Genomic DNA, 26940 nt, shown 5'->3' with positions numbered 1-26940 from the left:
TTTCCATTTATCTTGTTATTAGTTCGCCATGTTTCACGTGGAACAAAGCCTTGGGTCTTGCCAACGCCTCTAACACGGCGGAGACACTCTGGGATTCAATCGTTGTTATGAATATCTGTGCATCACAGCGAGAAAGCAGTTGCCCTACTTTCTTCTTTGTATCTTCACTTAATTCCGACGGTAAATCGTCAATAAGCAGAATCGATTGTTTTCCGGTCTCTTTTTCTATTAAGCTATTTTGCGCTACTTTGAGCGCATATAAAAGCAATTTTAACTGCCCTCGCGAGAAGGCCGTTTCTACCGGGCCGAGCGATGTTTTTATCGTTAGGTCGGCCTTGTGTGGCCCTTTGCTGGTATAGCCCCGCATCAGGTCACTATCCCTGTTTTGTGCCAGTACATCGGCGAGGGACTCAGTGCGCTTCCAACCCCAATTGAAATCAATTTCGAGGTCGTTTAGCAATTCTAATTCTGTACACAGTCTATCAAAAAAAAGCGCCTTAAACCTCTCTATATACGACTCTCTTAACTGGGTAATCTTCTCCGCCAGGCGAACAAATTCTTTATCCCATATGGGCAGCATGGTACGTAGATCGGCGGGCTTATTTTTCAATAAGGCATTGCGTTGCCTGAGCACCTTATTAAAGTTTTGCCAGTGGATAAAAAACTCTTGTTCCACGTGGAACACGCCTAAATCAATAAAGGCACGTCGCTCTTTAGGACCACCAAAAAAGAAGGAGTAGCTTTCCGGAGTGATCACTTGAACAGGCAACTCCTGAGCTAGATCTGAAATCCGCCGACTCGCCTTCCCTTGAATTTTTACCTGAGTTTCACCCTGGATATTTTTTTGTATCCCAAGGGGTATGGTGAGGTTGTTGCTGCGCTTTTTTGCGTGCAGGGTAAAATGCGGTTGGCCATCACGAATCACACTGCGGTGTTTATTGGTGCGGAACGAACGCCCGTGAGAAAGGAAATAAATGGCCTCTAAAAAACTGGTTTTACCGCTGCCATTTTCACCATAGATAATATTGACCGCTTCTGGAGCTAAGGTAGCAGCCTCAATATTACGGAAATTATTGAGGCTAAAAGAGGTTAGGCTCATGGCCGTTAGAGTCGCATCGGCATAACGACATAAAGGGCTTCGCCATCTCCCGCGGCTTCCATCAAGGCACTGCTGTTTGAGTCAGCGAGGGTGATAGAGACATCTTCCGTCTTAATGGTGTTAAGTACATCAAGAAGATAAGAAACATTAAAGCCAATCTCCAAATCATCCCCTTGATACATGACTTCAATCACCTCTTCCGCCTGCTCTTGTTCAGGGTTGTTGGCGCTGACCTTTAGCATGCCCGAACTTAAGTTCAAGCGCACGCCACGAAACTTTTCGTTCGATAGAATCGATACACGATGTAAGGCATTACGTAACCATTCACGGTTAGCGATAATGATCTTATCACCACCACGAGGTAGCACGCGGCGATAGTCTGGGAAACGGCCATCAACCAATTTACTGGTAAAGGTGAATTCGGCATCTGTGATGCGAATATGATTCGCACCAAATTGAATGGTAACCGGCTGGTCATCCGCGGGCATTAGGCGCATAATTTCCTGCACCCCTTTACGCGGCACGATCAACTGACGCTGGCTGTTTAACGACTGGGGTAACTTCTTCTGCGCTATGGCTAAACGGTGACCATCGGTGGCGACGGTTTTAATTTCGTCATTTTCCACTTCAAACGACATGCCGTTAAGGTAATAACGCACATCTTGGTTAGCCATAGAAAAGTGAGTGCTTTCCAACAGCTTACGTAGCTCTAGGCGACTTAACTGAAATTCTACTTCGCCATCCCATTGCTCTAGATTAGGAAAATCTTCTGCCGCCAAAGACAACAAGGCAAAGCGGCTTTGGCCGGACGTCAGTACGACCTGATGTTCCTGAGTGGTCAAGGTGATATCACTGCCATCGGGAAGGCTTTTACAAATATCTAAAAGCTTTTTCGCCGGTAAGGTGATCTTGGTATCGGCACAAGGATGTTCTAGGGTGACCGAGGCAACCAGCTCTATTTCCAGATCGGTCCCCGTCATAGACAACTGACCATCGCGCACCTCGAGTAATACATTGGAGAGCACGGGTAAGGTGTGCTTTCGCTCGATGGCGCCTGATACCTGCATTAAAGGCTTTAAAAACTGATCTCTAGCGATAGTAATTTGCATAAGGGTAACCTTAAGATGACAAAGTTCTTATTAGATTTTGATAGTCTTCTTTCACTTCATGGCTTTCGTCACGAAGCGCTTTAACCTTGCGGCAGGCGTGTAATACGGTGGTATGGTCACGACCGCCAAAGGCATCGCCGATTTCCGGCAAGCTGTGGTTTGTTAATTCTTTTGATAGCGCCATGGCCACCTGGCGCGGGCGCGCAACTGAGCGACTACGGCGTTTAGACAATAAGTCGGAAACGCGAATGCGATAGTACTCCGCCACCGTGCGTTGAATATTGTCTATGGTCACCAGCTTATCTTGCAGTGCCAACAAATCACGCAACGCTTCTTTTACAAAGTCGATGGAAATAGGTCGACCGGTAAAGTTAGCATTGGCGATCACTCGGTTTAATGCCCCTTCCAGCTCACGAACATTAGAACGTAATTTCTTGGCAATGAAGAAGGCTACTTCATGAGGCAAGTTAATCTTACTCTGCTGTGCCTTCTTCATTAAAATGGCTACACGAGTTTCAAGTTCGGGCGGCTCAATGGCAATGGTCAACCCCCAACCGAACCGAGACTTAAGTCTGTCTTCAACCCCTTCAATTTCTTTGGGGTAACGATCGGACGTCAAAATGATCTGTTGGTTGCCTTCTAATAGCGCATTAAAGGTATGGAAGAATTCTTCCTGAGAGCGCTCTTTATTAGCAAAGAACTGAATATCATCGATAAGCAAGGCATCCACACTGCGATAATAGCGTTTAAACTCTTCTATCGCATTGTTTTGTAGAGCTTTTACCATATCTTGAACGAAGCGTTCAGAATGCATATAAACAATTTTAGCGTTCTCTTTTTTCGCTAAAATGCCATTGCCTACCGCATGTAACAGGTGCGTTTTACCTAAACCGGTACCACCGTAAATAAACACGGGGTTAAATGCTGAACCGGGATTGTCAGCTACTTGCGTTGCCGCGGCCTTGGCTAGCTGGTTTGACTTACCTTCAACGAAGTTGTCAAAAGTATAGTTTTCTTTAATATTCGACTTGTACTGTGACTTGGGCGCAGGTTCAACCGCTGCGGGTTGAGCCGGTTGTTTAGCCCTATTAGCCTTGGCGTTGTCACTGGCGCCATTTACGCCCTGACTCGGTGCCTGTGCCGTAGTATTCACAGCGGTATTAAGCATGGGCTTGCTGCCCACATCAAAACGTAATTCCGGCGCTTCATCACCACAAATTTCGACTAACAGCTCATTAATGCGATTTAGATATTTTTCTCTAACCCAATCAAGCACAAAACGGTTAGGCGCATAAATAGTCAGAGTATCATCGGTACTTTCTGCCTGCAGTGGTCTAACCCACATACTAAATTGCTGTGATGGCAATTCATCTTGCAACACGTATAAACAACTTTGCCAAACAGACAGATACACTGTGTACTCCCGAAAATAGAATAGTGGTTTCGATACTCGTTCATCACGAGTTTAGCGCTTGTTATTCTTCCCTGAATCACGGCTTTTTAGTGATCGGGCCGCCCATTATGACGCCTATTTATCCACAACTTCAATATTGATTTTTACTGAAAATGTGCTCTAACAAAAAACACATCATAACAAACTGTTTTTATTAGATATTTATTTTAAAAAAAGAATTTAATTTAACGCTTTACAAAACATTGATCTTGATCAATCGGGATGATCAAGAGGGGTTATTCAGGGGGTTTATGCACTTTTTATACAGCCCCTGTGGAAAACTTTCATTTTTAACGATCCTTTGAGGATCGCTATCACGATCTTTGTCGCTTGCTGCTATTATATAGGCTCTTCGTTGTTCGATTATCGTTGACTTTAGCACCAAGCCTCTATAGAATCTCGCGCTCGCTAAGGCACCACGGAATGTCCGTTGGAAACACTCGGTGAACATCACAGAGTGAGAAAAACTTGGCATCGAAGTTGTGTTAGCGTCTGAGTGAGGATCGCGACCCACACAGATAATTTAAACCTTAACCGATCGGATGGAATTGTTATGAAAAGAACTTTTCAACCTAGCGTATTAAAGCGTAAGCGTACTCACGGTTTCCGTGCTCGTATGGCTACTGCTAACGGCCGTAAAGTACTAGCACGTCGTCGTGCTAAAGGCCGTAAAGTTCTTTCTGCTTAATATTTAGTGGAAGACTTTCGCTTTGGCAGGGAGTTACGTCTGTTAACTCCCTCGCATTACTCCCGCATTTTTAATGAGCCTGCTCGGGCTGCTACTTCATTATTTACTCTTTTAGCGAAACCAAATTCTTTATCGCACCCGCGATTGGGTCTCACCATAGCTAAAAAGAATGTAAAACAAGCCAATCAAAGAAACCGTATCAAGCGCATTGCCCGTGAAAGCTTTCGCCTGCATCAGCATAAACTCGACAATATTGATATTGTGTTGATGGTCAAACGCGGTATCGACGAGCGCTCAAACGCCGAGATTCGTCAAGAACTTGATAAGCTGTGGCGAAAAATCAATGAACGCTGTAAACCTGGATACAAGCCACCACCCCGTAGACAGGGTAAAAAGCATCACAATGCTAAGCAAAAGCGTGGCCAATCATAGAATTTACCGACTTTTTCAGGTATCTTTAGCTCACCTTTTAATCGACTAACTGAGTATTCACTTAATTCCCTACTCAGTGCTGCAGGCCTTTATGTTAGCTTTTATATTAGCAATACCTAAAAATAGCCTCATTACTGTAATAAAGGTCTATCAAAAGTGGATCAGCCCCTTGCTTGGGCCAAATTGTCGCTTTAATCCCAGCTGCTCTTCGTACGCTTTGCAGGCTATTAAACTGCATGGTGCGGTAAAAGGCAGTTGGTTGGCAGCAAAACGAATAGTAAAATGCCATCCTTTACACGCCGGGGGGGATGATCCCGTTCCTGGCAAACGTAACCACCATTAATCTTAACAACGAGAAATAAGAGCTGTTATGGAATCGCAACGCACGTTTTTATTTATCGGCCTGTTGTTGGTGTCATTTTTATTGTTCCAAGAATGGAATAATGATTATAACCAACCGGCCAACAATCCAAGTGCTCAAACCCAAAGCAATGCCCAAACTAACGCCGGGCAAAGTGACGTTCCCAATTCGGATATTGCCGAACCGCTAGCATCAACTTCGGCGAGCCAACAAATTATTACCGTAACCACAGATGTGTTTGCAGTGAAAATTGATACCCTTGGCGGCGACATCATCGAAGCCAAGTTGCTTCAGCATGCGGAAACTCATGGCAGCGACGAACCTTACCTGTTGTTAGGCCAGTTTGAAGGCAATGAATATTTCGCCCAAAGTGGTTTAATCGGCTTAAACGGTCCCGACGCCCGTAAAGAAGGCCGCCCGGTTTATCAAAGTGAGCAACAAAGCTATACGCTAACAGGCGATACGCTAGAAGTACCGCTTACCTTTGTTGATGCCCAAGGCGTAAGCTACACCAAGACCTATACCTTCCACAAAAACCGTTACGACGTGACCTTGGATTATGATATCCAAAACAACACGGCTAACGCGGTGCAAGTGCAGCTTTATACCCAGGTTAAACGTACCGTCCAGGACAAGGGTAGCCTGATCGATCAAAGCTACTTAGGTGGTGCTTACGGTACCGATGAAGTTAACTACGAAAAGTACTCGTTCGACGATATTAAAGACAAAGAGTTGAAAGAGCCGACTCAAGGTGGCTATGTGGCTTTCCTTCAGCACTATTTCGTTAGTGCCTGGGTACCGGCGCAAGATCAAGCAAACACAGTCTACATGCGCTTACCAAACGCGAATATCGCACAAATTGGTATTAAGTCAGAGCCAGTCAATATTGCTCCGGCCAGCTCAGCTAACTTTGAGTCGACTTACTACATGGGCCCGAAAGACACGGATGCCTTGGAAGCGTTACACCCTAACCTGGACCTGGCCGTGGACTATGGCTGGTTATGGTTTATCTCACAACCGCTGTTAACACTGCTGAAGTTTTTATACAGCTTCCTGGGTAACTGGGGTCTGGCTATCATTGCTATCACTATCGTTGTGAAGTCGCTTCTATACCCGCTGACGAAAGCCCAATATACGTCTATGGCGAAGATGCGTGCCCTACAGCCTAAGATGCAGGCACTAAAAGAGCGCTATGGCGACGACCGTCAGAAATTCGGCCAAGCCATGATGGAAATGTACCGCAAGGAAAAAGTGAACCCTATGGGCGGCTGTTTCCCACTGTTGCTGCAAATGCCTATCTTCCTGGCGCTATTCTACGTATTCCTGGAATCACCAGAGCTACGCCACGCCGAATTCGGTCTATGGTTAACCGATTTGTCATCAAAAGACCCATTCTACGTGCTGCCTGTCCTATTCGGCGCCAGTATGTTCTTGATGCAAAAGCTACAACCTATGACGGTAACGGATCCAATGCAGCAGAAGATGATGACCTGGATGCCGGTATTCTTCTCGGTATTCTTCCTATGGTTCCCATCGGGTCTGGTACTGTACTGGTTGGTTTCAAACCTTATCTCTATCGCCCAGATGTTGATCATCTACCGCGGTATGGAGAAAAAGGGCTTAAAGGTGCGAGGCTAGATTAAAGCCTGAACCAAGATCAGAAAAGCGGCTTATGGCCGCTTTTTTATTGCCTGAATCTCAGCTTCTTCTTGTTTTCGGCCACATTAGGTTACAATACACACATTGCCGCTTTATCGAGTTATTCTATGTTTTCTCAAGACACTATCGTTGCCCAAGCCACGGCCCCCGGACGCGGCGGCGTGGGGATTATTCGCGTCTCTGGAGCCCTAGCCAAGGACGTTGCCGAGCAGATCATCGGCCACTGCCCTAAAACCCGCTACGCCGAATATGTGCCCTTTCACGACCTTAATAAGCAACAGCTGGACCAGGGCATCGCCCTATTCTTTCAAGGCCCCAACTCCTTTACCGGCGAAGATGTGCTTGAACTGCAAGGCCATGGCGGCCCAATTATTCTCGACATGTTGCTACGTGAAATCGCCGACATTGATGGCGTACGTCTGGCAAAGCCGGGAGAATTCTCCGAGCGTGCATTTTTAAACGACAAGCTGGATTTAACACAGGCCGAGGCCATTGCCGATTTGATCAATGCCACCTCGGAGCAAGCCGCCAAAAGCGCCCTACACTCGTTACAAGGAGAGTTCTCCAACCACATCACAGAGCTGGTGGAACAAGTAATCCATCTGCGCATGTATGTTGAAGCGGCCATTGACTTTCCCGATGAAGAAATTGATTTTCTCAGTGACGGTAAGGTTGCGGGCGATTTGCAACGCATACTCGATCAGGTCGAGCAGGTACGTGCCCAGGCCAAACAAGGCAGCATTATTCGCGACGGCATGCGGGTGGTCATTGCCGGACGTCCCAACGCCGGTAAATCAAGCCTGCTTAACGCCCTGGCCGGCCGTGAAGCCGCCATAGTTACCGATATCGCCGGGACCACCCGAGACGTGCTTAAAGAGCACATTCATATCGATGGCATGCCCCTGCATATAATCGATACCGCCGGGTTAAGGGAAAGCCCGGATAAGGTAGAGCAAATTGGCATCGAGCGCGCCTGGGAAGAAATAAACCAAGCCGATCGCGTGCTCTTTATGGTCGATGCGCAAGATACACAGGCCAATACGCCGGAGCAAATTTGGCCAGAGTTTGTTGCCAAGCTTCCCGAAAATATGGGCATTACCGTGATCCGTAATAAGGTTGATTTAAGCGGTGAGGAGCTCGGGTTTGACGACAGCCATAGCCATCCGGTGCTAAGGATCAGCGCTAAAGAAGGCCTGGGTATCGACTTGGTACGCGAGCACCTAAAGGCCTGCGTTGGCTTTGAAGGGACTCAGGAAGGCAGCTTTATGGCCCGTCGACGCCATTTAGATGCATTAGAGCGTGCTTTGAGCCACCTGCAAACTGGCCAGGAGCAACTTGAAGCCCATATAGCCGGCGAAATTCTCGCCGAAGAACTGCGCTTAGCACAGCAATACCTCAACGAGATCACCGGCGAATTCACCTCGGATGATCTGCTCGGCAAGATCTTCAGCTCATTCTGTATCGGCAAATAAGCCTCCACAGAACAAAAAAGCCCGCAATTAAGCGGGTTTTTTTATGTCTAAAGTAAAATATCGAACGAAATTAGGGATCAGATCTTCCTTTTTGTACATTTTTACAGCTAAACACCGCCCTATCTCTGAATTTAATAGAAGTTTTAGATCTAAAAATTAAATATATAGATCTAAAATTATGTCTCCATTTGCACAAAACGATCATTATCCACAAGCAATTAGTACACAGGGGTCCCTATCTGCCCTAATTACCTGGAATCCCTATTTTTGATGACCGGATATAGCTATTTAACCTAAGCTTATCGACTTTTTATCAACAGCTTGAATTTATAAAAACTTGATATTTTTCAGATAATTAAAAATATATTCCACACAAGCGAAAGTAATTATTTATGCACAGATAAACAGATCCATTGAGTGACGCTTAAGATCAGGTATCATACGGGCCTATTAAACGATTAGTTTGACGCGATGAAACAGCTGGAAATTATCATAGGTAGCCAGATGGGTGGCACCGAGTATGTGGCCGAACACCTTAGCCAGTTATTGGCGGATCTAGGGGTGGAAAGTCAGTTGCACGAGCAACCGGATCTGCAGCAGATTAGTTTTGATCAGCCTTGGTTGATCTGCACCTCAACCCATGGTGCTGGTGATTATCCCGATAATTTACTGGCATTTATCGAACAACTAGCAGCAAGTGAGCGGCTTAATCAGGTTCGCTTTGCGGTGATCGGGGTGGGCGATTCCAGCTATGATACCTTTAACTTTGCCGCTAAAAATATCGTGACCTTATTACAAACTAAAGGCGCCACCCTGTTATTGCCACAATTAGAAATAGATGTACTTGGCGATGATCTGCCCGAAGATACGGCGGAGCAATGGTTACCCAGTTTGCTGCAAGCTTGGAAAAGTGCATAAGGATCTTACTCAAAACTTATTCACAAAATATAGAAAAGTTAGATCGGATTGTGGATAAAAGCTTAGTATCATGAGATCCTAGCCATGATTATGCACTTGATAAGATCTATCGCGAATTGCCCTGTGTATAAAACAGCTATTTGATCAGAGCTTATTAGCCCTTAGATCCGATCATATCTACAGTAACTTAGGTCTCTTAATTGTTTGAATTTATAGAGCTTTTATCGGTTATCAACAGATCTGGGCGATACTAATAGTAAGATCAATAAAAGATCTCTTTAAAGATCCTTTATTTTATATATGATCCACTTTGAGATCTTGAACACTATTTAACCATTTCCCTTCCCTCATTTTCTAGGTAGAATACGCACCCTTTTCTTATTCTCCGGTTGTAGGAAACGTTAAATGATTTTCCATGAACACTTTGATGTCATTGTTGTAGGCGGCGGTCATGCTGGCACCGAAGCGGCATTGGCCGCAGCACGTATGGGCATGAATACCCTGCTGTTGACACATAACATGGACACCCTTGGGCAAATGTCTTGTAACCCCGCGATCGGTGGCATAGGTAAGGGTCATTTAGTTAAAGAGATCGATGCTTTGGGTGGCGCTATGGCCAAAGCCATCGACAAGGGCGGGATCCAATTTAGAACCCTGAATTCCTCGAAAGGTCCAGCGGTACGAGCAACTCGTGCTCAGGCGGATCGCGCTTTGTACAAGGCTGAGATCCAAGCCATTTTACAACGCCAGGAAAACCTAAAGATCTTCCAGCAATCCTGTGATGATCTTATCGTTGAAGGCGATAAGGTAACCGGTGTGGTAACCCAAATGGGTCTTAAATTCAGTGCTCAAAGCGTAGTACTGACCGTTGGCACCTTCCTTGGTGGCCAGATCCATATTGGTTTAGAAAACTTCCAAGGCGGCCGCGCCGGTGATCCACCTTCGATCGCATTGGCTCGACGACTACGCGAGTTACCATTTCGCGTTGATCGCCTCAAGACAGGTACGCCGCCACGTATTGATGCGCGTACGGTTGACTTTAGCAAGATGCAAACTCAGCCTGGTGATACACCAACACCCGTTTTCTCTTTCATGGGTAAGGTCAGTGATCACCCGCAACAGATCCCGTGTTACATCACCTACACCAATGAGAAGACGCATCAGATCATTAATGACAATCTGCATCGCTCTCCCATGTATTCCGGGGTCATCGAAGGCATAGGCCCGCGTTATTGCCCATCGATAGAAGATAAGATCGTTCGTTTTGCCGATAAAGACAAACACCAGATCTTCGTTGAACCGGAAGGCTTAACGTCGTATGAGCTCTACCCTAACGGCATCAGTACAAGCTTGCCGTTCGATGTGCAAATAGACATAGTGCGCAGCATTGCCGGCTTTGAAAATGCCCATATTTGTCGTCCTGGTTATGCCATCGAGTATGACTTTTTCGATCCCCGTGATCTAAAGCCATCGCTGGAAACCAAATTTATCAATGGCCTGTTCTTCGCCGGTCAGATCAACGGCACCACGGGCTATGAAGAAGCCGGTGCCCAAGGCTTGATCGCCGGTATGAACGCGGCACTGCAAGTGCAAGGCAAAGATGCCTGGACACCACGTCGTGACGAAGCCTACACCGGCGTATTGATCGACGACCTGGCAACCCTAGGCACCAAAGAACCGTACCGCATGTTTACCTCCCGTGCCGAATACCGCCTGTTGCTGCGTGAAGACAATGCCGATCTACGCTTAACGGGCAAAGGACGAGAGCTAGGCCTGGTATGTGATGAGCGCTGGGCTGCGTTCAATGACAAGCTGGAAGTGATGGAGCAGGAAACCCAGCGTATTCGCTCGACCTGGATCCATAAAGATCACCCTGCCTTGAATGCGGTAAACGAATTACTTAAATCGCCTATGACCCGTGAAGCGAGTTTAGAAGACTTGATTCGTCGTCCGGAGATCAACTACAAGGATCTGATGGCCATTGACGGTTTAGCGTCTGGTTCCGACAACGAGCAAGCCCTTGAGCAGGTAGCTATTCAAACCAAGTACGCCGGTTATATTGCCCGTCAGCAAGATGAAATCGCCAAGCAGTTACGCCACGAGCAAACCTTGTTGCCAAAAGACTTCGATTACAGCCAGGTTTCTGGCTTGTCAAACGAGGTGGTTGCCAAATTGACCGATGCGCGCCCCGACACTATCGGCCAGGCGTCGCGTATTTCTGGTATTACTCCAGCGGCGATTTCGTTATTATTGGTGTATCTCAAGAAGCAAGGAATGTTGCGCAAATCGGCGTAACCAAAGGCAAGCGTGTTAGAAAACAAATTTAAACAATTGCTGGCGCAAGCCAGCATTTCTCTTAGTGAGCAACAAATTCAGCAGTTACTTGCCTATGTTGCTTTGCTGGACAAGTGGAATAAAGCCTACAACCTCACCTCGATTCGCGATCCGAAAGACATGCTGGTAAAGCACATCATGGATAGCCTGGTTGTGGCCGAGCACCTCAAGGGTCAACATTACATCGATGTGGGTACCGGTCCGGGTTTACCCGGCATGGTATTGGCCATCGCCCTGCCCGACACCGAGTTCGTATTACTCGACAGTCTTGGCAAGCGCGTTACCTTCTTAAAGCAGGTAAAACATGAGCTTGGGCTAAAAAATGTAACCCCGGTGCAGAGTCGAGTTGAAGAATATCAGCCAAGTGTTAAATTAGATGGTGTGCTATCTCGCGCCTTTGCCTCTATTGATGATATGCTGCATTGGTGCGCGCATTTAATTGATCAGGACGGACGCTTTATTGCGCTTAAAGGTCAGTACCCTGAGCAGGAATTAGCACACCTTCCCGACGGCTTCTCTTTTGAGCAAAATATTGAGCTTAGGGTTCCTGAATTAGAGGGCGAGCGCCATCTTATAATTCTAAAAAAAGATTAATTGGCGAGGATCAACGTGGCTAAAGTCATTGCTATTGCAAACCAAAAAGGCGGTGTGGGTAAAACCACCACAGCCGTAAATTTGGCGGCCTCAATGGCTGCGACCAAACGTAAGGTGTTGTTGATCGATCTCGACCCTCAGGGCAATGCCACCATGGGCAGCGGCGTTGATAAATACGATGATGTTGCCACCGTCTACGATCTGCTGATCGAAGATAAGCCCTTTAACGAGGTGGTGATCACACAGACCTCTGGCGAGTATCATTTGATCGCCGCCAACGGTGATGTCACCGCGGCGGAAGTCAAGCTGATGGAATTGTTCGCCCGCGAAGTGCGTTTGCGCAATGCCCTGGAAAAGATCCTTGCCGACTATGAGTATATTTTTATCGACTGTCCACCGTCGTTAAACATGCTTACCGTCAATGCTATGGCCGCTGCCGACTCGGTATTGGTTCCCATGCAGTGTGAATATTATGCCCTTGAAGGGATCACCGCATTGATGGGCACCATAGAGCAGCTAGCGCAGCTGGTTAACCCCAAATTACAGATTGAAGGCATTTTGCGAACCATGTACGATCCGCGCAACCGCCTTGCCAACGATGTTTCCGAACAGCTGAAACAGCACTTTGGCGATAAGGTCTATCGGACTGTTATTCCGCGCAACGTTCGCCTTGCAGAAGCACCCAGCTTTGGTGCCCCGGCCATGTATTACGACAGAGCCTCTGCGGGAGCCAAGGCCTATCTTGCCTTGGCCGGCGAAATGCTGCGTCGCAAAGAAAAACAAACACCTGCAGTCGCCTAAATCTAGAGGTAAGCGAATCAATGTCTGCTAAAAAACGTGGATTAGGAAGGGGCCTGGACGCCCTACTCACGTCGTCAAAGCCCGTCGCATCAGCGTCAGAGCAAAGCGCCAATGAGGCGCCAAGCGAACAAGCCGTTAAGGGTGAGTTGCAAAAGCTGGCGATCGAGTTTTTACGCCCCGGCAAATACCAGCCGCGCAAGGATATGGCCGAAGATGCGCTTGAAGAATTGGCCAGCTCTATTCGTGCCCAAGGCATTATTCAGCCAATCGTGGTACGTCAGTTAGGTGAGCAGCAATATGAAATCATCGCCGGTGAGCGTCGTTGGCGTGCCGCACAATTGGCCAAGCTGGATTTGGTGCCCTGTTTAATCAAGGACGTGCCCGATGAAGCGGCGGTAGCCATCGCCCTGATCGAAAATATTCAGCGTGAAGACCTTAACGCCATGGAAGAGGCCATTGCCCTGGAGCGTCTGATCCAAGAGTTTGCCCTGACGCATCAACAAGTTGCCGATGCGGTCGGTAAATCCCGTACCACGGTCACCAACCTGCTGCGTCTGAACAACCTCAATGACGATGTAAAAATTATGTTAGAGCATGGCGATATTGAAATGGGCCATGCGCGATGTTTGTTGGCGCTCAGCGGTGAAGCACAGTCTGAGGCCGCCCGCAGTGCCGTGGCCAAAGCGTTGACCGTGCGGGAAACGGAAAAGCTGGTGCGTTCCCTATTGGAACCCACAGAAAAGCCAGTTAAGAAAGAAAAAGACCCGGATGTCAAACAGTTAGAGCAAAAGCTTCAAGATAATCTCGGCGCCAAGGTTGAAATTAACTACAACCAAAAAGGCAAGGGTAAGTTAGTGATTTCTTACACTAATTTAGACGAGCTTGAAGGTATTTTAGAGCGCATCGACCCACAGCTAAATCAGTCTTAATAATTCCCTTCTCGCCCCCGTATTCACGGGGGTGAAATTGACACAATTTCATCCCGCTCAAGTTGCAAATCGGCCAGAAATAAGTATAATTTCGCCAGTTTTAGCACCCGAATGAAACTTAACGTTATTAAGGTTAATAAAAAGTGACGCAAAGGTTGTCTGGCCCATATCGCCAAGCCGCATTAAAAGGCGTTCTTTTACAGGGTGTCGTAGCAATCATAGCTGCAGTAATAGTTTTAGTAGGTTGGGAAGTAGATGCCGCGGTTTCAGCATTGGCTGGTGGACTGGTGGCGGTACTTCCTAACTTTTTATTTGCCATCTATGCGTTCCGATATGTGGGCGCTAGCAAGGCAAAACAAGTGTATGCCTCATTTAAAAGAGGCAACGGATTAAAATTTTTGCTAACGATTTTCTTGTTCGCACTGATATTTAAGCTTTATCCGGTAATGGCGTTGCCATTTTTTTCCTGCTTTATATTGGTGACGTTTACACAGTGGTTAGCGCCGATTTTTTTTAATCATTAACTTTTGGGATAAAACATGGCTGCAGGTGAAGAACTTACCTTAACGGGTTACATCCAGCACCATTTAACTAACGGTCAAGTCAGTATTGGCGACGGTTGGTTTTGGAAGCTGAATGTAGATACCCTCGCATGGTCTATCGGTCTTGGACTGATTTTCTTATGGATCTTTAAGCGCGCTGCGAACAAAGCAACGCTTGGCGTTCCCGGGAAATTTCAGTGCTTTATCGAGATGGTCGTAGAATTCGTCGATCAAAACGTGAAAGATACTTTCCACGGTAGAAGTCGACTAATCGCTCCTCTTGCTCTGACAATTTTCGTCTGGGTATTCCTGATGAACTTAATGGACTTGATCCCGGTTGATTTCCTTCCTGCACTTGCAGGTCAAATCGGCGTACTTTCAGGTGCCGTAGAAAGTTCTCACGATGTATACATGAAGGTGGTACCAACAACCGACCTTAACCTAACCCTAGCGCTAGGTATCGGGGTGTTTGCACTCATCATCTTCTATTCGATTCGTGTTAAGGGCTTAATGGGCTTTATCAAGGAGCTAACGCTTCACCCATTCAGTTCTAAAAACGTGGTTGTTCAAGTCCTATTTATTCCGGTTAACTTGCTTTTAGAATCAGTAACTCTAATCGCGAAGCCGGTTTCATTGGGCTTACGTCTATTCGGTAACCTTTATGCTGGTGAACTTATCTTCATCCTAATTGCTGCGCTTGGTTTGTTCCAATTGCCGCTGCACTTTGTATGGGCGGTATTCCACATCCTGGTTATCGTATTGCAAGCATTCATCTTCATGATGCTGACAATTGTTTACCTGAGCATGGCGTCTGAAGACAACCATTAAGAACCGGCTCAAAAAAGATTTTTTTAACTTTAACTTTAACTTTAATCATTTACAAAAATATTGGAGACAATAATGGAAATCGTAATCGGCCTTAAATATATCGCTGTTGCCCTACTTATCGGTTTTGGTGCCCTTGGTACTGCTATCGGTTTCGGTAACCTAGGTGGTAAATTCCTAGAATCAGCTGCTCGTCAGCCTGAGCTTGCACCTCAACTACAAGTTAAAATGTTCATCGTAGCTGGTCTTATCGATGCTATCGCGATGATCGGTGTAGGTATCGGTCTATACATGTTGTTCGCTCTAGCTCCATTTGCAGGTTAATTTCTACTATTTTGCGAACAAAATGTAAGGAGGAGCGGTCGTGAACTTAAACGCCACTCTAATTGGTGAATTAATCGCTTTCATCGTTTTTGTATGGTTCTGCATGAAGTTCGTGTGGCCACCACTAAACGGTGCAATCGAGGCTCGCCAAAAGAAAATTGAAGATGGTTTAGCTGCCTCTGATAAAGCTGAAAAAGATCTTGAACTTGCTCGTAAAAAAGCAACCGAGCAACTTAAAGAAGCTAAAGCAGAAGCTGCTGAAATTATCGAGCAAGCTAAAAAGCGTGCGACGCAAATCGTTGACGAAGAGACATCTCGTGGTCACGAAGAGCGTGAAAAAATCATTGCTCAAGGTCATTCAGAAATCGAAGCCGAGCGTAACCGTGCCAAAGAAGAATTGCGTAAGCAAGTTGCTTCTCTAGCGGTTATCGGTGCCGAGAAGATCTTAGAGCGCGAAATCAATGAAGCCGCGCACAGCGACATAGTTGAAAAACTTGTTGCCGAGCTTTAATAGGAGGGTATGAGCATGTCTGAACTGACTACTATCGCTCGCCCATACGCTAAAGCGGCTTTTGAATTTGCCGTTGACAAAGGTGCGGTCGACGCATGGAACGAGATGCTATTTTTCGCTGGTGAAGTAGCGAAGAACGAGCAAGTTACTCGATTCCTGTCGAGCAGTGCCTCTGCTGAAAAACAAGCTGAAACTATGATTCAGCTTTGTGCAGAGCAACTCAACGAATATGGCCAGAACCTGGTAAAGGTAATGGCCGAAAATGGACGTTTAGTCGCCCTACCGGCGGTTGCACAATTATTCGCTGAATTTAAAGCGGATTATGACAAAGAAATCGACGTTGACGTCGTTTCTGCAACCGAGCTTGCTGCAGCGCAGCAAGAGAAACTAGTCGCGGCACTTGAAAAACGTTTCGCACGCAAAGTTAAGCTGAATTGTAGTGTTGATAACACGGTTGTTGGTGGTCTGGTTATTAAAGCCGGCGACACCGTAATCGATGGCAGTATCAGCGGCAAATTGAGCCGTCTGGCCACTACACTACAATCGTAATTGGGAAGAAGAGCATGCAACTTAATTCCACTGAAATTTCTGATCTGATCAAAAAACGTATTGAGCAGTTCGAAGTTGTAAGTGAAGCTCGTAACGAAGGTACTATCGTATCTGTTACTGACGGTATCATCCGCATCCACGGTCTAGCTGACTGTATGCAAGGTGAGATGATTGAGCTTCCTGGCAACCGTTATGCTATCGCACTAAACCTTGAGCGTGACTCAGTAGGTGCCGTAGTAATGGGTCCATACGCAGACCTTAAAGAAGGCGTAAAAGTACAATCTACCGGTCGTATCCTTGAAGTACCTGTTGGTCGTGGTCTACTTGGTCGTGTTGTTAACACACTAGGTGCACCTATCGATGGTAAAGGCGCTCTAGATAACGACGGCTTCGAGCCAGTTGAAAAAATCGCACCAGGCGTAATCGAGCGTCAATCTGTAGATGAGCCAGTACAAACTGGTTATAAGTCTATCGATGCGATGATTCCAGTTGGTCGTGGTCAGCGTGAGCTTGTAATCGGTGACCGTCAGACTGGTAAAACTGCACTAGCTATCGATGCTATCATCAACCAAAAAGGCACAGGCGTTAAGTGTGTGTACGTAGCGGTTGGTCAAAAAGCATCTACTATCGCTAACGTAGTACGTAAACTTGAAGAGCACGGTGCACTAGAGAACACGATTGTTGTTGTTGCATCTGCTTCTGAATCAGCAGCGCTACAATACCTAGCGCCATTTGCTGGTTGTACTATGGGTGAATACTTCCGTGACCGCGGTGAAGACGCGCTAATCGTATATGATGATCTTTCTAAGCAAGCTGTTGCTTACCGTCAGATCTCACTACTACTTAAGCGTCCACCAGGTCGTGAAGCTTACCCAGGTGACGTATTCTACCTTCACTCACGTCTTCTAGAGCGTGCATCACGTGTAAACGCTGATTACGTTGAGAAGTTCACCAATGGTGAAGTGAAAGGTAAAACAGGTTCATTGACGGCATTGCCTATCATTGAAACTCAAGGTGGTGACGTTTCTGCGTTCGTACCTACAAACGTTATCTCTATCACCGACGGTCAGATCTTCCTAGAAACTGACTTGTTCAACGCGGGTATCCGTCCAGCCGTTAACGCTGGTATCTCGGTATCTCGTGTAGGTGGTGCCGCGCAAACTAAAATCGTTAAGAAACTAGGTGGTGGTATCCGTCTAGCGCTAGCTCAGTACCGTGAACTAGCGGCGTTCTCTCAGTTCGCTTCTGACCTTGACGATGCAACTCGTGCCCAGCTTGAGCACGGTGAGCGCGTAACAGAGCTAATGAAACAGAAACAGTACGCACCTATGTCTGTTGCGGAAATGTCTCTGTCGCTATTTGCTGCTGAAAAGGGCTATCTAAAAGACATCGAAATCGCGAAAATCATGGATTTCGAAGCGGCTCTTATTTCTTACGCAAACAGCACTTACGCAGAGCTAATGGCTCAAATCAATGAAACTGGTAACTACAACGCCGAGATCGAAGCGCAGCTGAAAGAACTTCTAGAGAAGTTCAAGTCTACGCAAACTTGGTAATTAGTTATGAACGGTGAGTTTTAATTTTAAAACTCACCCAGATTCGGAGAAAGAGTCATGGCCAGCGGAAAAGAGATAAAAAGCAAGATCGGGAGTATCAAGAATACTCAGAAGATCACTAGCGCTATGGAAATGGTTGCCGCTTCTAAAATGAAGAAGGCGCAAGACCGTGTGGCTTCAAGCCGTCCATACGCTGAAAACTTACGCAAAGTGATCGGTCATGTTGCTAATGCTAGCCTCGAATATCGCCATTCCTATTTGGAAGAGCGTGAGGTCAAGCGCGTTGGTTATATCGTCATCTCTACCGACCGTGGTTTGTGTGGTGGCTTGAACTCAAACGAGTTCAAGCAAGTAGCCCTAGAAATCAAAGCATGGAAAGAAAAAGGCGTATCTGCGGATTTCGCCGTACTAGGTAGCAAGGCTGCCGGTTTCTTCCAGCGTTTTGGTGGCTCTGTGCTTGCCAAAAAATCAGGTCTAGGCGATGCGCCTTCGGTTCAGGACGTAATTGGTCCTGTAAAAGTTATGCTTGATGCATACAACGAAGGCAAATTAGACCGCTTGTTTGTTGTTTACAATAAGTTTGTAAACACCATGAAGCAAGAACCAACAATCGATCAATTGTTGCCTTTGCCGAAAACAGAAAGCGAAGAACTAGCACACCGCTGGGACTACATCTACGAGCCAGATCCAAAAGCACTTTTGGAAACACTAATGGTTCGCTTTGTAGAATCTCAGGTATATCAAGGTGTGGTTGAAAATGCTGCCTCTGAGCAGGCCGCCCGTATGGTTGCGATGAAAGCCGCAACGGATAACGCCGGCGACCTGATGGATGAGTTACAGCTTGTTTATAACAAGGCTCGTCAGGCCGCAATCACACAAGAAATCAGTGAGATTGTTGGCGGATCAGCAGCAGTTTAATGCTTCGGGCAAAGATTAACGAGAGGAATAGACATGAGTTTAGGTAAGGTCGTCCAAATTATCGGCGCCGTTGTGGACATCGAGTTCCCACAAGACAACGTGCCTGCCGTATATGACGCACTAAAAGTTACAGACGGCGACCTAGCAGGTCTGACACTAGAAGTTCAGCAGCAGCTAGGCGGCGGTGTGGTACGTGGTATCGCACTTGGTACTACCGACGGTCTACGTCGTGGTACAGCAGTAGAAAACACAGGTGAAGCGATCAAGGTTCCAGTAGGTAAAGCTACTCTTGGTCGTATCATGAACGTACTAGGTGAAGCAATTGACGAAGCTGGCCCAATCGGCGAAGAAGAGCGTATGTCAATTCACCGTGAAGCACCTTCGTACGAAGATCAATCAAGCTCGGTAGAACTACTTGAGACTGGTATCAAAGTAATCGACCTTGTATGTCCATTCGCTAAGGGTGGTAAAGTAGGTCTATTCGGTGGTGCTGGTGTAGGTAAAACCGTAAACATGATGGAACTTATCCGTAACATCGCGATCGAGCACAGCGGTTACTCTGTATTCGCCGGTGTTGGTGAGCGTACTCGTGAGGGTAACGACTTCTATCACGAAATGAACGATTCAAACGTACTTGATAAAGTATCGCTTGTATACGGTCAGATGAACGAGCCACCGGGTAACCGTCTACGTGTTGCTTTGACTGGTCTAACTATGGCTGAGAAGTTCCGTGACGAAGGTCGTGACGTTCTTTTCTTCGTAGATAACATCTATCGTTATACGCTTGCCGGTACTGAGGTATCAGCACTACTAGGTCGTATGCCTTCAGCGGTAGGTTACCAGCCAACTCTTGCAGAAGAGATGGGTGTACTACAGGAGCGTATCGCGTCTACTAAGACTGGTTCAATCACGTCAATCCAGGCCGTATACGTACCTGCGGATGACTTGACTGACCCATCTCCGGCGACTACTTTCGCCCACTTAGATGCGACAGTTGTACTTTCTCGTGATATCGCAGCTCTAGGTATCTACCCAGCTGTTGACCCACTTGACTCAACTTCACGTCAGCTTGATCCGCTAGTAATCGGTCAAGAGCACTACGACACAGCTCGTGGCGTTCAGACTGTACTTCAGCGTTATAAAGAGCTGAAAGACATCATCGCCATCCTAGGTATGGACGAGCTGTCTGATGAAGATAAGCTAGTGGTATCACGTGCTCGTAAAATCCAGCGTTTCCTATCTCAGCCGTTCTTCGTTGCTGAGGTATTCACAGGTGCACCTGGTAAATACGTATCACTAAAAGACACCATTGCAGGCTTTAAAGGCATTCTAAACGGTGAGTTCGACGACATGCCAGAGCAAGCGTTCTACATGGTTGGCTCAATCGAAGAAGCGCAAGAAAAAGCTAAAAGCATGTAATTAGGAGGGGAGTATGGCAGCTATGACCGTACATCTTGATGTAGTGAGCGCAGAAGGAAAGTTATTTTCCGGTCGTGTAGAAACACTTCAAGTGACAGGTAGTGAAGGTGAATTGGGTATTTACCCAGGTCACGCGCCGCTACTAACTGCCCTGAAACCTGGTATGGTGCGTTTAGTTAAGCAGCTAGGTGGTGAAGAAATCATCTATGTTGCAGGCGGTACGCTTGAGGTTCAACCTCATAACGTAACCGTGCTGGCTGATACAGCCGTTCGAGCCGAAGAGCTGGACGAGCAAGCAGCAGAGCAAGCTAAGCGCGAAGCGCAAGAACAAATGGATAAAGCACAAAGTGATGAGCTGGATTATCAGCGCGCCGCAGTGCAACTCGAAGAGGCTCTTGCCAAACTTCGCGTAATCCGTCTATTGCGTAATAGCTAATTGCTATCGACCGAAAAGGTTTGCAAAAACCCACGCTAACAGCGTGGGTTTTTTTATGTCTGTTCGTTCAATGTTCATGGTGGAGCGGTTACAATATTGCCAATTTGTACACAATGGTACAGTTACGGCGTTGGTCAAGACTTGAGTGGACTTTACTCTATCCAGACACAGGATGTGCTGATTTAAAGCGCCAAATTGAACCGTGTGACAGTGGATGCGAAAAAAGGATATTAGAATGAATTTAACCACAGTTATTTTGGCCGCGGGTAAGGGTACTCGCATGCGCTCAAAGCTTCCTAAGGTATTGCACCCGATAGCCGGTAAGCCCATGGTGCAACACGTTATCGACAATGCCAAGGCCCTTGGCGCCAAGCACACCAACCTGGTCTATGGCCACGGTGGCGAGATGCTGCAACAGCAACTCACCGGCAACGAGCTTAACTGGGTGCTGCAGGCCGAGCAGCTGGGTACGGGCCACGCCGTGGCCGTTGTAAAAGAACATATCGGCGATGACGATACCGTGCTGATCCTTTATGGCGATGTACCACTCACCAAGAAATCAACATTAGAGAAGTTATTGGCTGCTACGCCCGAGCAAGGCTTAGCCGTACTGACCGTCGATCTTGAAAACCCTACGGGCTATGGCCGTATGCTACGTGAAAACGGCAAACTAGTAGGCATCGTTGAACAAAAAGACGCAACCCCTGAGCAGCTAGCGATCACCGAAATCAATACTGGTATTATGGCCTGTAACGGCGGCCTGTTGAAAAAGTGGTTAGGGAACCTCTCAAATAACAATGCCCAGGGCGAATACTATCTAACGGATATCGTCGCCATGGCGCACGCTGAGGGTGTTGAAATCAGCTCTAGTCAGCCTGAGCACCCGATGGAAGTGGAAGGCGCTAATAACCGCGTACAGCTCGCCCAATTAGAGCGTGCCTATCAAGCCTGGCAGGCCGAAGAATTGATGATTAACGGTGCCAGTTTATCGGACCCTGCGCGTATAGATGTACGTGGTCAGGTAAAAACCGGGCAAGACGTACAAATCGATGTGAATGTTATTTTTGAAGGTAACGTCGAGCTGGGGGATGATGTTGTTATCGGTCCTAACTGTGTGCTGAAAAACTGTAAAATCGGCGATGGTGTGGTGATTAAGGCCAACACCCTGATTGAAGATGCTACCGTGGCTGCCAAATGTACCCTTGGCCCATTTGCACGCCTGCGCCCCGGTGCGGTGATGGAAGAAGACTCGCACATTGGCAACTTCGTCGAGATGAAAAAGTCGCGTTTAGGCAAGGGCTCAAAGGCGAATCATCTAACCTATCTTGGCGATGCGCAAATCGGCGAGAAGGTAAATATCGGTGCCGGCACCATTACCTGTAATTATGACGGTGTTAATAAGTCGCAAACCATTATCAGCGATAACGCCTTTATCGGTTCTAACTCATCGCTGGTGGCACCTGTTGAGATTGGTAACACGGCAACTGTGGGTGCCGGCTCAGTGGTAACTGCTAAGGTGGGTGATAACCAGTTGGCTGTAGCTCGTGCAAAGCAGCGTAACCTGGATGGCTGGCAACGCCCGGTTAAAAAGAGCTAATTGCCTATTATATTTAGAAAAAGTCGCTTTAAGCGGCTTTTTTTATGTCTGCAATTTGATGGCAACACATGTCGCAAAATGGATCAAAGTGTCTTTTTTATTGCCATCAAATTGCACGTATATGAATAAAACATAACCATCGGCGAGGGGAAGTTATTACAACTTCATTACAAAAAATAAATAACACCGAAGGTTAAGTATGTTTAACTTGAAGAAAGTCTCCTTTATGGTGGCTTCAGCCTTGTATATCGGCGGTTCTGCGGCCAGTGCCGTGAATGTTTCTGCCGAGCAGTGGGTTGCACCATCATCAGACTACGCGCCAAAACCTATGATCGAAGAAATTCATTGGTCGGGCGACGTTGCTCAAACAGTAAAGAAACAGGGAAAGATCTTCCGAGCGGAAGAAGGCGTGCATGGTGAGCACACCTATATCGTTGAGTTAGAGGATGCGCCGCTATCGGCTTATGAGGGTCAAATTAGTGGTTTGGCCGAAACAAAGTCAGTTGTTGCTTCTGCGCGCTCGCAACAAGGTAAGCCCCTGAACCTAAATACTCAGGAACTTTCAGGTTACAACAAGTACTTGAACACTCAGCGCCAGAACTTCATTGCTCAAGCCAGCGCTTTGCAAGGCCTGAACCTGAATGTCGAACGCGCCTACTCTGTGGCTATTAACGCCTTCACCACGACCATGACGCAAGATGACGCGATGCGCTTGGCAAAAGTGCCGGGTGTAAAGCGCATTACTCGCTCAAAAGTGTATGAACTTTCAACCTTCAACACCATAGAGCAAACGGGTGCTAAGCAACTGTGGGCTAACGCTTTTGGTGGCGGTAGCAACAAGGGTGAAGGCATGGTGGTGGGTGTGATTGATACTGGTATCAACAGCGATCATCCATCGTTTGCAGCAGTGGGTGGTGACGGTTACGAGCATATTAACCCTTTCGGCACCGAGTTTTTAGGTGACTGTGCGACCGCTGAATTCTCAGACAAGTGTAATAACAAGTTAATTGGTATTTACTCTTACCCTGAAATCACTAATACCTACAGTGACCCCGTGTTTGCAGAGTCACGTCCGGCGTATGGTGAAGACTATAACAGCCATGGTTCACACGTAGCGGGTACCGCAGCGGGTAACGTTCTTTATGATGTACCATTTAAGCTAGCGGACGCAGCGGCGCAATCAACGGGTGTGGAAACGGATCTGGTTTTTGAAGAAGTATCGGGTATGGCACCGCATGCGAATATCATTTCTTACCAGGTATGTTGGCCAGGTGGGGGCGGTGATCCCTATGCCGGCTGTCCTACCACGACTATCCTTGCAGCGATTGAACAGTCGATTATCGATAATGTTGATGTCTTGAACGCATCACTGGGTGGTCTTGAAGAAGATCCATGGCTTGACCCAATTGAACAAGCATTTTTCAATGCTGCAAATGCGGGTGTATTCGTTGCCGTTGCCGCGGGTAACTCGGGCCCTCAATTAACCACCGCCGACCATTCTTCACCTTGGGTAACCACGGTTGCAGCCCATTCACCGTCTTCTACCGTGGATTATGGTGTTAAATCAATTGAAAACTTCAGCGGTGGTGACACGGCCGCACCTGGACCTATTAAAGGTTACTCATCAACCTTTGAAGAAGTAACCGGACTTATTGTAAAAGCCGAAGATTTTGAAAATCCGGGCACAACAACCTGGAATATCGCAGACTGCGACAGCGAATTTCCCGCTGGTACCTTCGATTTGGCCGATGATCCAGAGACCCTTGATATCGACGAAAGTGCTCAAGATGTTATCGTCGTATGTCGTCGTAGCTCACGCCCACTTTATAATAAAGCCTTAAATGTGGCTGCTGGTGGCGCGGAAGGGGTGATCATCTACAACCGCTTTAGCTTCCAGGATAGCGCATCTATTCCAGTGCTTCCGCACCCACTACCGGCAATCCATATTACCAATGCGGATGGTACCGAGCTGCTTAATTGGATGGACTCAGGCTCGGGTCACATGGGTACGGTTACCAGCGCTCAAAGTGAAATTGTGCCAGTAGACAAAGAGCGTGTTGCCTACTTCTCTGGTCGCGGCCCATCTTATTTTGGTATTGATACCATGCTGGTGGATATCGCCGCGCCAGGTGTTGATATTTATGCGCCGAGCTCGGATGACCAGCCATTCACAAACAACCCTCGTACTGCAGATTGGCAAACCATGTCGGGTACCTCAATGGCGAGCCCACACGTAGCAGGTGCTGCTGCATTGCTACAACAATCTCACCCAGAGTGGACGGTATCTCAAGTGCAATCAGCCTTGATGCTTACTGCGGGTAACGATCTAACTAATGCTCGCTTCCTAAGCAACTATAAAGATGATGGCATCAAGTCTAGCTTGCAGGACATGGGCGCAGGTCGTATGCGTGTGGAGCTGGCTGACAAAGCCGGTCTAACACTGCATCAAGAAATTGCTGACATGGCAGATGCGAATCCGGCAATGGGTGGCCGTCCTGAGGATATGAATACGGCGTACGCTGTTGATAATACATGTCCAACAACCTGTACATTTGTACGTGAGTTCACCGCAACAGAAGACGCAAGCTGGACTGTACACACAGAGGAATGGATTGGTGCGTTCGAATTAAAAGCCGAGCCTGCACAATTTGATATCAAGGCGGGCGAAACGCAGCAAATCGTTATTACCGCCACCAGCAAGCCAAATTCAAGTGCAGCAAGCTATATCGACTTGAGTGGTAACCAAGGCCAAGTAACCCTGGTATCAAGCAACAGTGCGTCGCCAGTGCTAGAGCTCCCGGTATGGACATTCACCGGTGATCGCGGTTTACCTGATTATGTCAAAGTAGACGCACACCGTACTTCAGCTGAAATTGAAGTGGGTCCTTTTAACACTGCGGAAGTAACTGACTTCACCGCACGTAGTTACGGCATGGTTAAAGGTGATGCGAAGACAGTTAAACTCTTCTCTGATCCAACCGCAGGCGACCCGTTTGATCTTCATGAAGAAGAAGGGGAAATGGTTAACATCAACCACGTTGAGTGGACACAAGTGCCAGAAGGCAGCAAGATGTTTAGCGCAAGTGTAGTGGGTGCTGAGCCGGTAGAGCGTGTGATTCTGTTCACGGGTCAAGACGCTAACGGTGATGGCATGGCCAGCATGGACGAAGTGCTGTGTATGTCGACCAACTACAGCATCAATAACTTCTGTAATATCGTTGAGCCGAATGCGGGCGACTACTTCACCGTGTTTATGAGCACCGCTTATATCCAGTATGGCGAAGTGGATGAAGGTCGCGATGTGACCATTGCAACCGGTGTTGTCAGTGAAGACAACGGTGGTTTAATTGTCAGTGCCGAGCAGCAAATTTCTGGCTACGAGCAATACAATGTAAACCTGGCTTATAACCTTCCGGAAATGGAAATCGGCGATATCTACTTTGGTGGTTTCGACCTGGGTTCAAATCCGCAAGACGCTGGCAACTTGGGTTATGTGCCGGTACTTATCTCGCAAATTGATGATGACGTGACCTTCACTGCAGACAAGCACCAGGCAAGCCCGGGCGATCTTGTTAACTTCACCGTTGATGTAATTGCGAACAATGAAGCACAGGCGCGTAACTTTGCCCTGACTACGGACTTCCCTGAGGGTATCCAGATCATTGCAGACAGCTTAGTAACAACCGCATCGACACCGGTTGCTCCTGAAGTCGCAGACAATGTGTTGTCATTGGTGGGCGTACAAGAAACGACGAAAGACGTGGTTCGCAACTACATCATGACGACCAATGTAACCGATCAAAAATGTTCGCTGTTAGCGGGTAACTCACCTTACCCGGATTACCTGAACTTACGTGACTTAGGTTGGCGTACCCTTGAGGGTGTTGAAGGTCGTTACTACAACGAGTACAAGTACTCCTTTAAAGAATTGATGCAAACCGATATGGATGTGTCATTCCCATTCTTTAACAAGTATCACTTTGACTCAATCAAGCTAAACCCAGCGGGTCTAGTGACCTTTGGTGACCAAGGCCGTACCACGCCATTCCACGTTGAATTTCCGCGTGCAGCGAGCATGCCGCCTCCGCCACCTTACATCATTGCACCTTTCTGGGTGGGTGATAACACCATTCCACAACGTATCGATGCAAGTTCACGTGTTCCTGGTGATCCAAATGCAGGTATCACCCCAACCTTTACTTACTCCCGTGAGTGGTTAGTACTTGAGTGGGATAACGTTGAGCGCGCTTACTCGGACGGCCAGAGTGTCGACTTTGAAATGTTCATGCGTATGGGCATCAACTATGAGCCGGGTGAGTACGAGCTAATGTTTGCTTACGACAACGTTAACCTAGTTGATAATCAAGGTTCTATCGGCTTTAAGCCGCCGATGGTCGTATCCTAGTAGATGGCG

General features: G+C 47.2%; 24 protein-coding genes. 21 read left to right on the top strand and 3 right to left on the bottom strand.

What is annotated here, in order from left to right; genetic code table 11:
- Nucleotides 1–7 precede the first annotated feature (7 nt).
- From recF to dnaA, 3 genes are read right to left on the bottom strand one after another with little or no spacing between them, the layout of a single operon-like run.
- On the bottom strand, nt 8–1099 hold the full coding sequence (gene recF / locus C2M29_RS05270; protein WP_105188753.1) for a DNA replication/repair protein RecF: 1092 nt from the start codon (nt 1097–1099) through the stop codon (nt 8–10).
- A gap of 5 nt (nt 1100–1104) precedes the next feature.
- Nucleotides 1105–2208 carry a DNA polymerase III subunit beta gene (dnaN, locus tag C2M29_RS05265; RefSeq protein WP_105188752.1) on the bottom strand — a complete coding sequence of 368 codons (1104 nt, stop codon included), beginning with the start codon at nt 2206–2208 and terminating at the stop codon, nt 1105–1107.
- 10 nt (nt 2209–2218) lie between these two features.
- On the bottom strand, nt 2219–3553 hold the full coding sequence (gene dnaA / locus C2M29_RS05260; RefSeq protein WP_442792535.1) for a chromosomal replication initiator protein DnaA: 1335 nt from the start codon (nt 3551–3553) through the stop codon (nt 2219–2221).
- A gap of 661 nt (nt 3554–4214) precedes the next feature.
- Between dnaA and rpmH the strand changes: the two genes are divergently transcribed.
- From rpmH to C2M29_RS16825, 21 genes are all read left to right on the top strand, one after another.
- Nucleotides 4215–4349 carry a 50S ribosomal protein L34 gene (gene rpmH, locus C2M29_RS05255; RefSeq protein WP_008488847.1) on the top strand — a complete coding sequence of 45 codons (135 nt, stop codon included), beginning with the start codon at nt 4215–4217 and terminating at the stop codon, nt 4347–4349.
- 6 nt (nt 4350–4355) lie between these two features.
- Nucleotides 4356–4781 (top strand): ribonuclease P protein component, encoded by a 426-nt coding sequence (rnpA, locus tag C2M29_RS05250; RefSeq protein WP_105188750.1) that lies wholly within the window; start codon nt 4356–4358, stop codon nt 4779–4781.
- A gap of 91 nt (nt 4782–4872) precedes the next feature.
- Entirely contained in the window at nt 4873–5124 is a 252-nt protein-coding gene (gene yidD / locus C2M29_RS05245) for a membrane protein insertion efficiency factor YidD (protein WP_105188749.1), read from the top strand.
- Nucleotides 5125–5151: 27 nt separating this feature from the next.
- On the top strand, nt 5152–6780 hold the full coding sequence (gene yidC / locus C2M29_RS05240; protein WP_105188748.1) for a membrane protein insertase YidC: 1629 nt from the start codon (nt 5152–5154) through the stop codon (nt 6778–6780).
- A gap of 128 nt (nt 6781–6908) precedes the next feature.
- The gene (mnmE, locus tag C2M29_RS05235) at nt 6909–8273 is read left to right on the top strand and encodes a tRNA uridine-5-carboxymethylaminomethyl(34) synthesis GTPase MnmE (protein WP_105188747.1); all 1365 of its coding nucleotides are present in this window, start codon (nt 6909–6911) and stop codon (nt 8271–8273) included.
- A gap of 471 nt (nt 8274–8744) precedes the next feature.
- Nucleotides 8745–9191, top strand: a complete 447-nt coding sequence (mioC, locus tag C2M29_RS05230; protein WP_105188746.1) for an FMN-binding protein MioC — start codon at nt 8745–8747, stop codon at nt 9189–9191.
- Between the two features lie 405 nt (nt 9192–9596).
- Nucleotides 9597–11486, top strand: coding sequence for a tRNA uridine-5-carboxymethylaminomethyl(34) synthesis enzyme MnmG (mnmG, locus tag C2M29_RS05225; RefSeq protein WP_105188745.1), 1890 nt, complete (start codon nt 9597–9599; stop codon nt 11484–11486).
- A gap of 12 nt (nt 11487–11498) precedes the next feature.
- The gene (gene rsmG, locus C2M29_RS05220) at nt 11499–12119 is read left to right on the top strand and encodes a 16S rRNA (guanine(527)-N(7))-methyltransferase RsmG (protein ID WP_105188744.1); all 621 of its coding nucleotides are present in this window, start codon (nt 11499–11501) and stop codon (nt 12117–12119) included.
- A gap of 15 nt (nt 12120–12134) precedes the next feature.
- Nucleotides 12135–12920, top strand: a complete 786-nt coding sequence (locus tag C2M29_RS05215) for a ParA family protein (protein WP_105188743.1) — start codon at nt 12135–12137, stop codon at nt 12918–12920.
- Nucleotides 12921–12940: 20 nt separating this feature from the next.
- Nucleotides 12941–13849, top strand: coding sequence for a ParB/RepB/Spo0J family partition protein (locus C2M29_RS05210; RefSeq protein WP_105188742.1), 909 nt, complete (start codon nt 12941–12943; stop codon nt 13847–13849).
- Nucleotides 13850–13992: 143 nt separating this feature from the next.
- Nucleotides 13993–14373, top strand: coding sequence for an ATP synthase subunit I (locus C2M29_RS05205; RefSeq protein WP_105188741.1), 381 nt, complete (start codon nt 13993–13995; stop codon nt 14371–14373).
- Between the two features lie 15 nt (nt 14374–14388).
- Nucleotides 14389–15219 carry a F0F1 ATP synthase subunit A gene (atpB, locus tag C2M29_RS05200; RefSeq protein ID WP_105188740.1) on the top strand — a complete coding sequence of 277 codons (831 nt, stop codon included), beginning with the start codon at nt 14389–14391 and terminating at the stop codon, nt 15217–15219.
- A gap of 72 nt (nt 15220–15291) precedes the next feature.
- Nucleotides 15292–15540 (top strand): F0F1 ATP synthase subunit C, encoded by a 249-nt coding sequence (gene atpE / locus C2M29_RS05195; RefSeq protein ID WP_105188739.1) that lies wholly within the window; start codon nt 15292–15294, stop codon nt 15538–15540.
- Nucleotides 15541–15580: 40 nt separating this feature from the next.
- A complete protein-coding gene (atpF, locus tag C2M29_RS05190; protein ID WP_105188738.1) occupies nt 15581–16051 on the top strand; it encodes a F0F1 ATP synthase subunit B in 471 nt (156 codons plus the stop codon).
- A gap of 15 nt (nt 16052–16066) precedes the next feature.
- A complete protein-coding gene (atpH, locus tag C2M29_RS05185) occupies nt 16067–16600 on the top strand; it encodes a F0F1 ATP synthase subunit delta (RefSeq protein WP_105188737.1) in 534 nt (177 codons plus the stop codon).
- A gap of 14 nt (nt 16601–16614) precedes the next feature.
- Nucleotides 16615–18156: a F0F1 ATP synthase subunit alpha gene (atpA, locus tag C2M29_RS05180; protein WP_105188736.1), complete on the top strand. Its 1542-nt coding sequence runs from the start codon at nt 16615–16617 to the stop codon at nt 18154–18156.
- A 57-nt stretch (nt 18157–18213) separates the two neighbouring features.
- Complete coding sequence (gene atpG / locus C2M29_RS05175; RefSeq protein ID WP_105188735.1) at nt 18214–19074, top strand: F0F1 ATP synthase subunit gamma; 861 nt, start codon at nt 18214–18216, stop codon at nt 19072–19074.
- A gap of 33 nt (nt 19075–19107) precedes the next feature.
- Nucleotides 19108–20493, top strand: a complete 1386-nt coding sequence (gene atpD, locus C2M29_RS05170; protein WP_105188734.1) for a F0F1 ATP synthase subunit beta — start codon at nt 19108–19110, stop codon at nt 20491–20493.
- A 13-nt stretch (nt 20494–20506) separates the two neighbouring features.
- Entirely contained in the window at nt 20507–20929 is a 423-nt protein-coding gene (locus C2M29_RS05165; protein ID WP_105188733.1) for a F0F1 ATP synthase subunit epsilon, read from the top strand.
- 235 nt (nt 20930–21164) lie between these two features.
- The gene (gene glmU, locus C2M29_RS05160; RefSeq protein ID WP_105188732.1) at nt 21165–22526 is read left to right on the top strand and encodes a bifunctional UDP-N-acetylglucosamine diphosphorylase/glucosamine-1-phosphate N-acetyltransferase GlmU; all 1362 of its coding nucleotides are present in this window, start codon (nt 21165–21167) and stop codon (nt 22524–22526) included.
- Between the two features lie 199 nt (nt 22527–22725).
- Complete coding sequence (locus C2M29_RS16825) at nt 22726–26931, top strand: S8 family serine peptidase (RefSeq protein WP_158684649.1); 4206 nt, start codon at nt 22726–22728, stop codon at nt 26929–26931.
- Nucleotides 26932–26940 lie beyond the last annotated feature (9 nt).

Origin of the sequence: Pseudoalteromonas sp. T1lg48 (assembly GCF_002964785.1) — a bacterium.
Taxonomy (GTDB): Bacteria; Pseudomonadota; Gammaproteobacteria; order Enterobacterales; family Alteromonadaceae; genus Pseudoalteromonas.
Note: the sequence above shows the minus strand (reverse complement) of the source record. Positions and strands in the feature narration are given on the sequence as shown.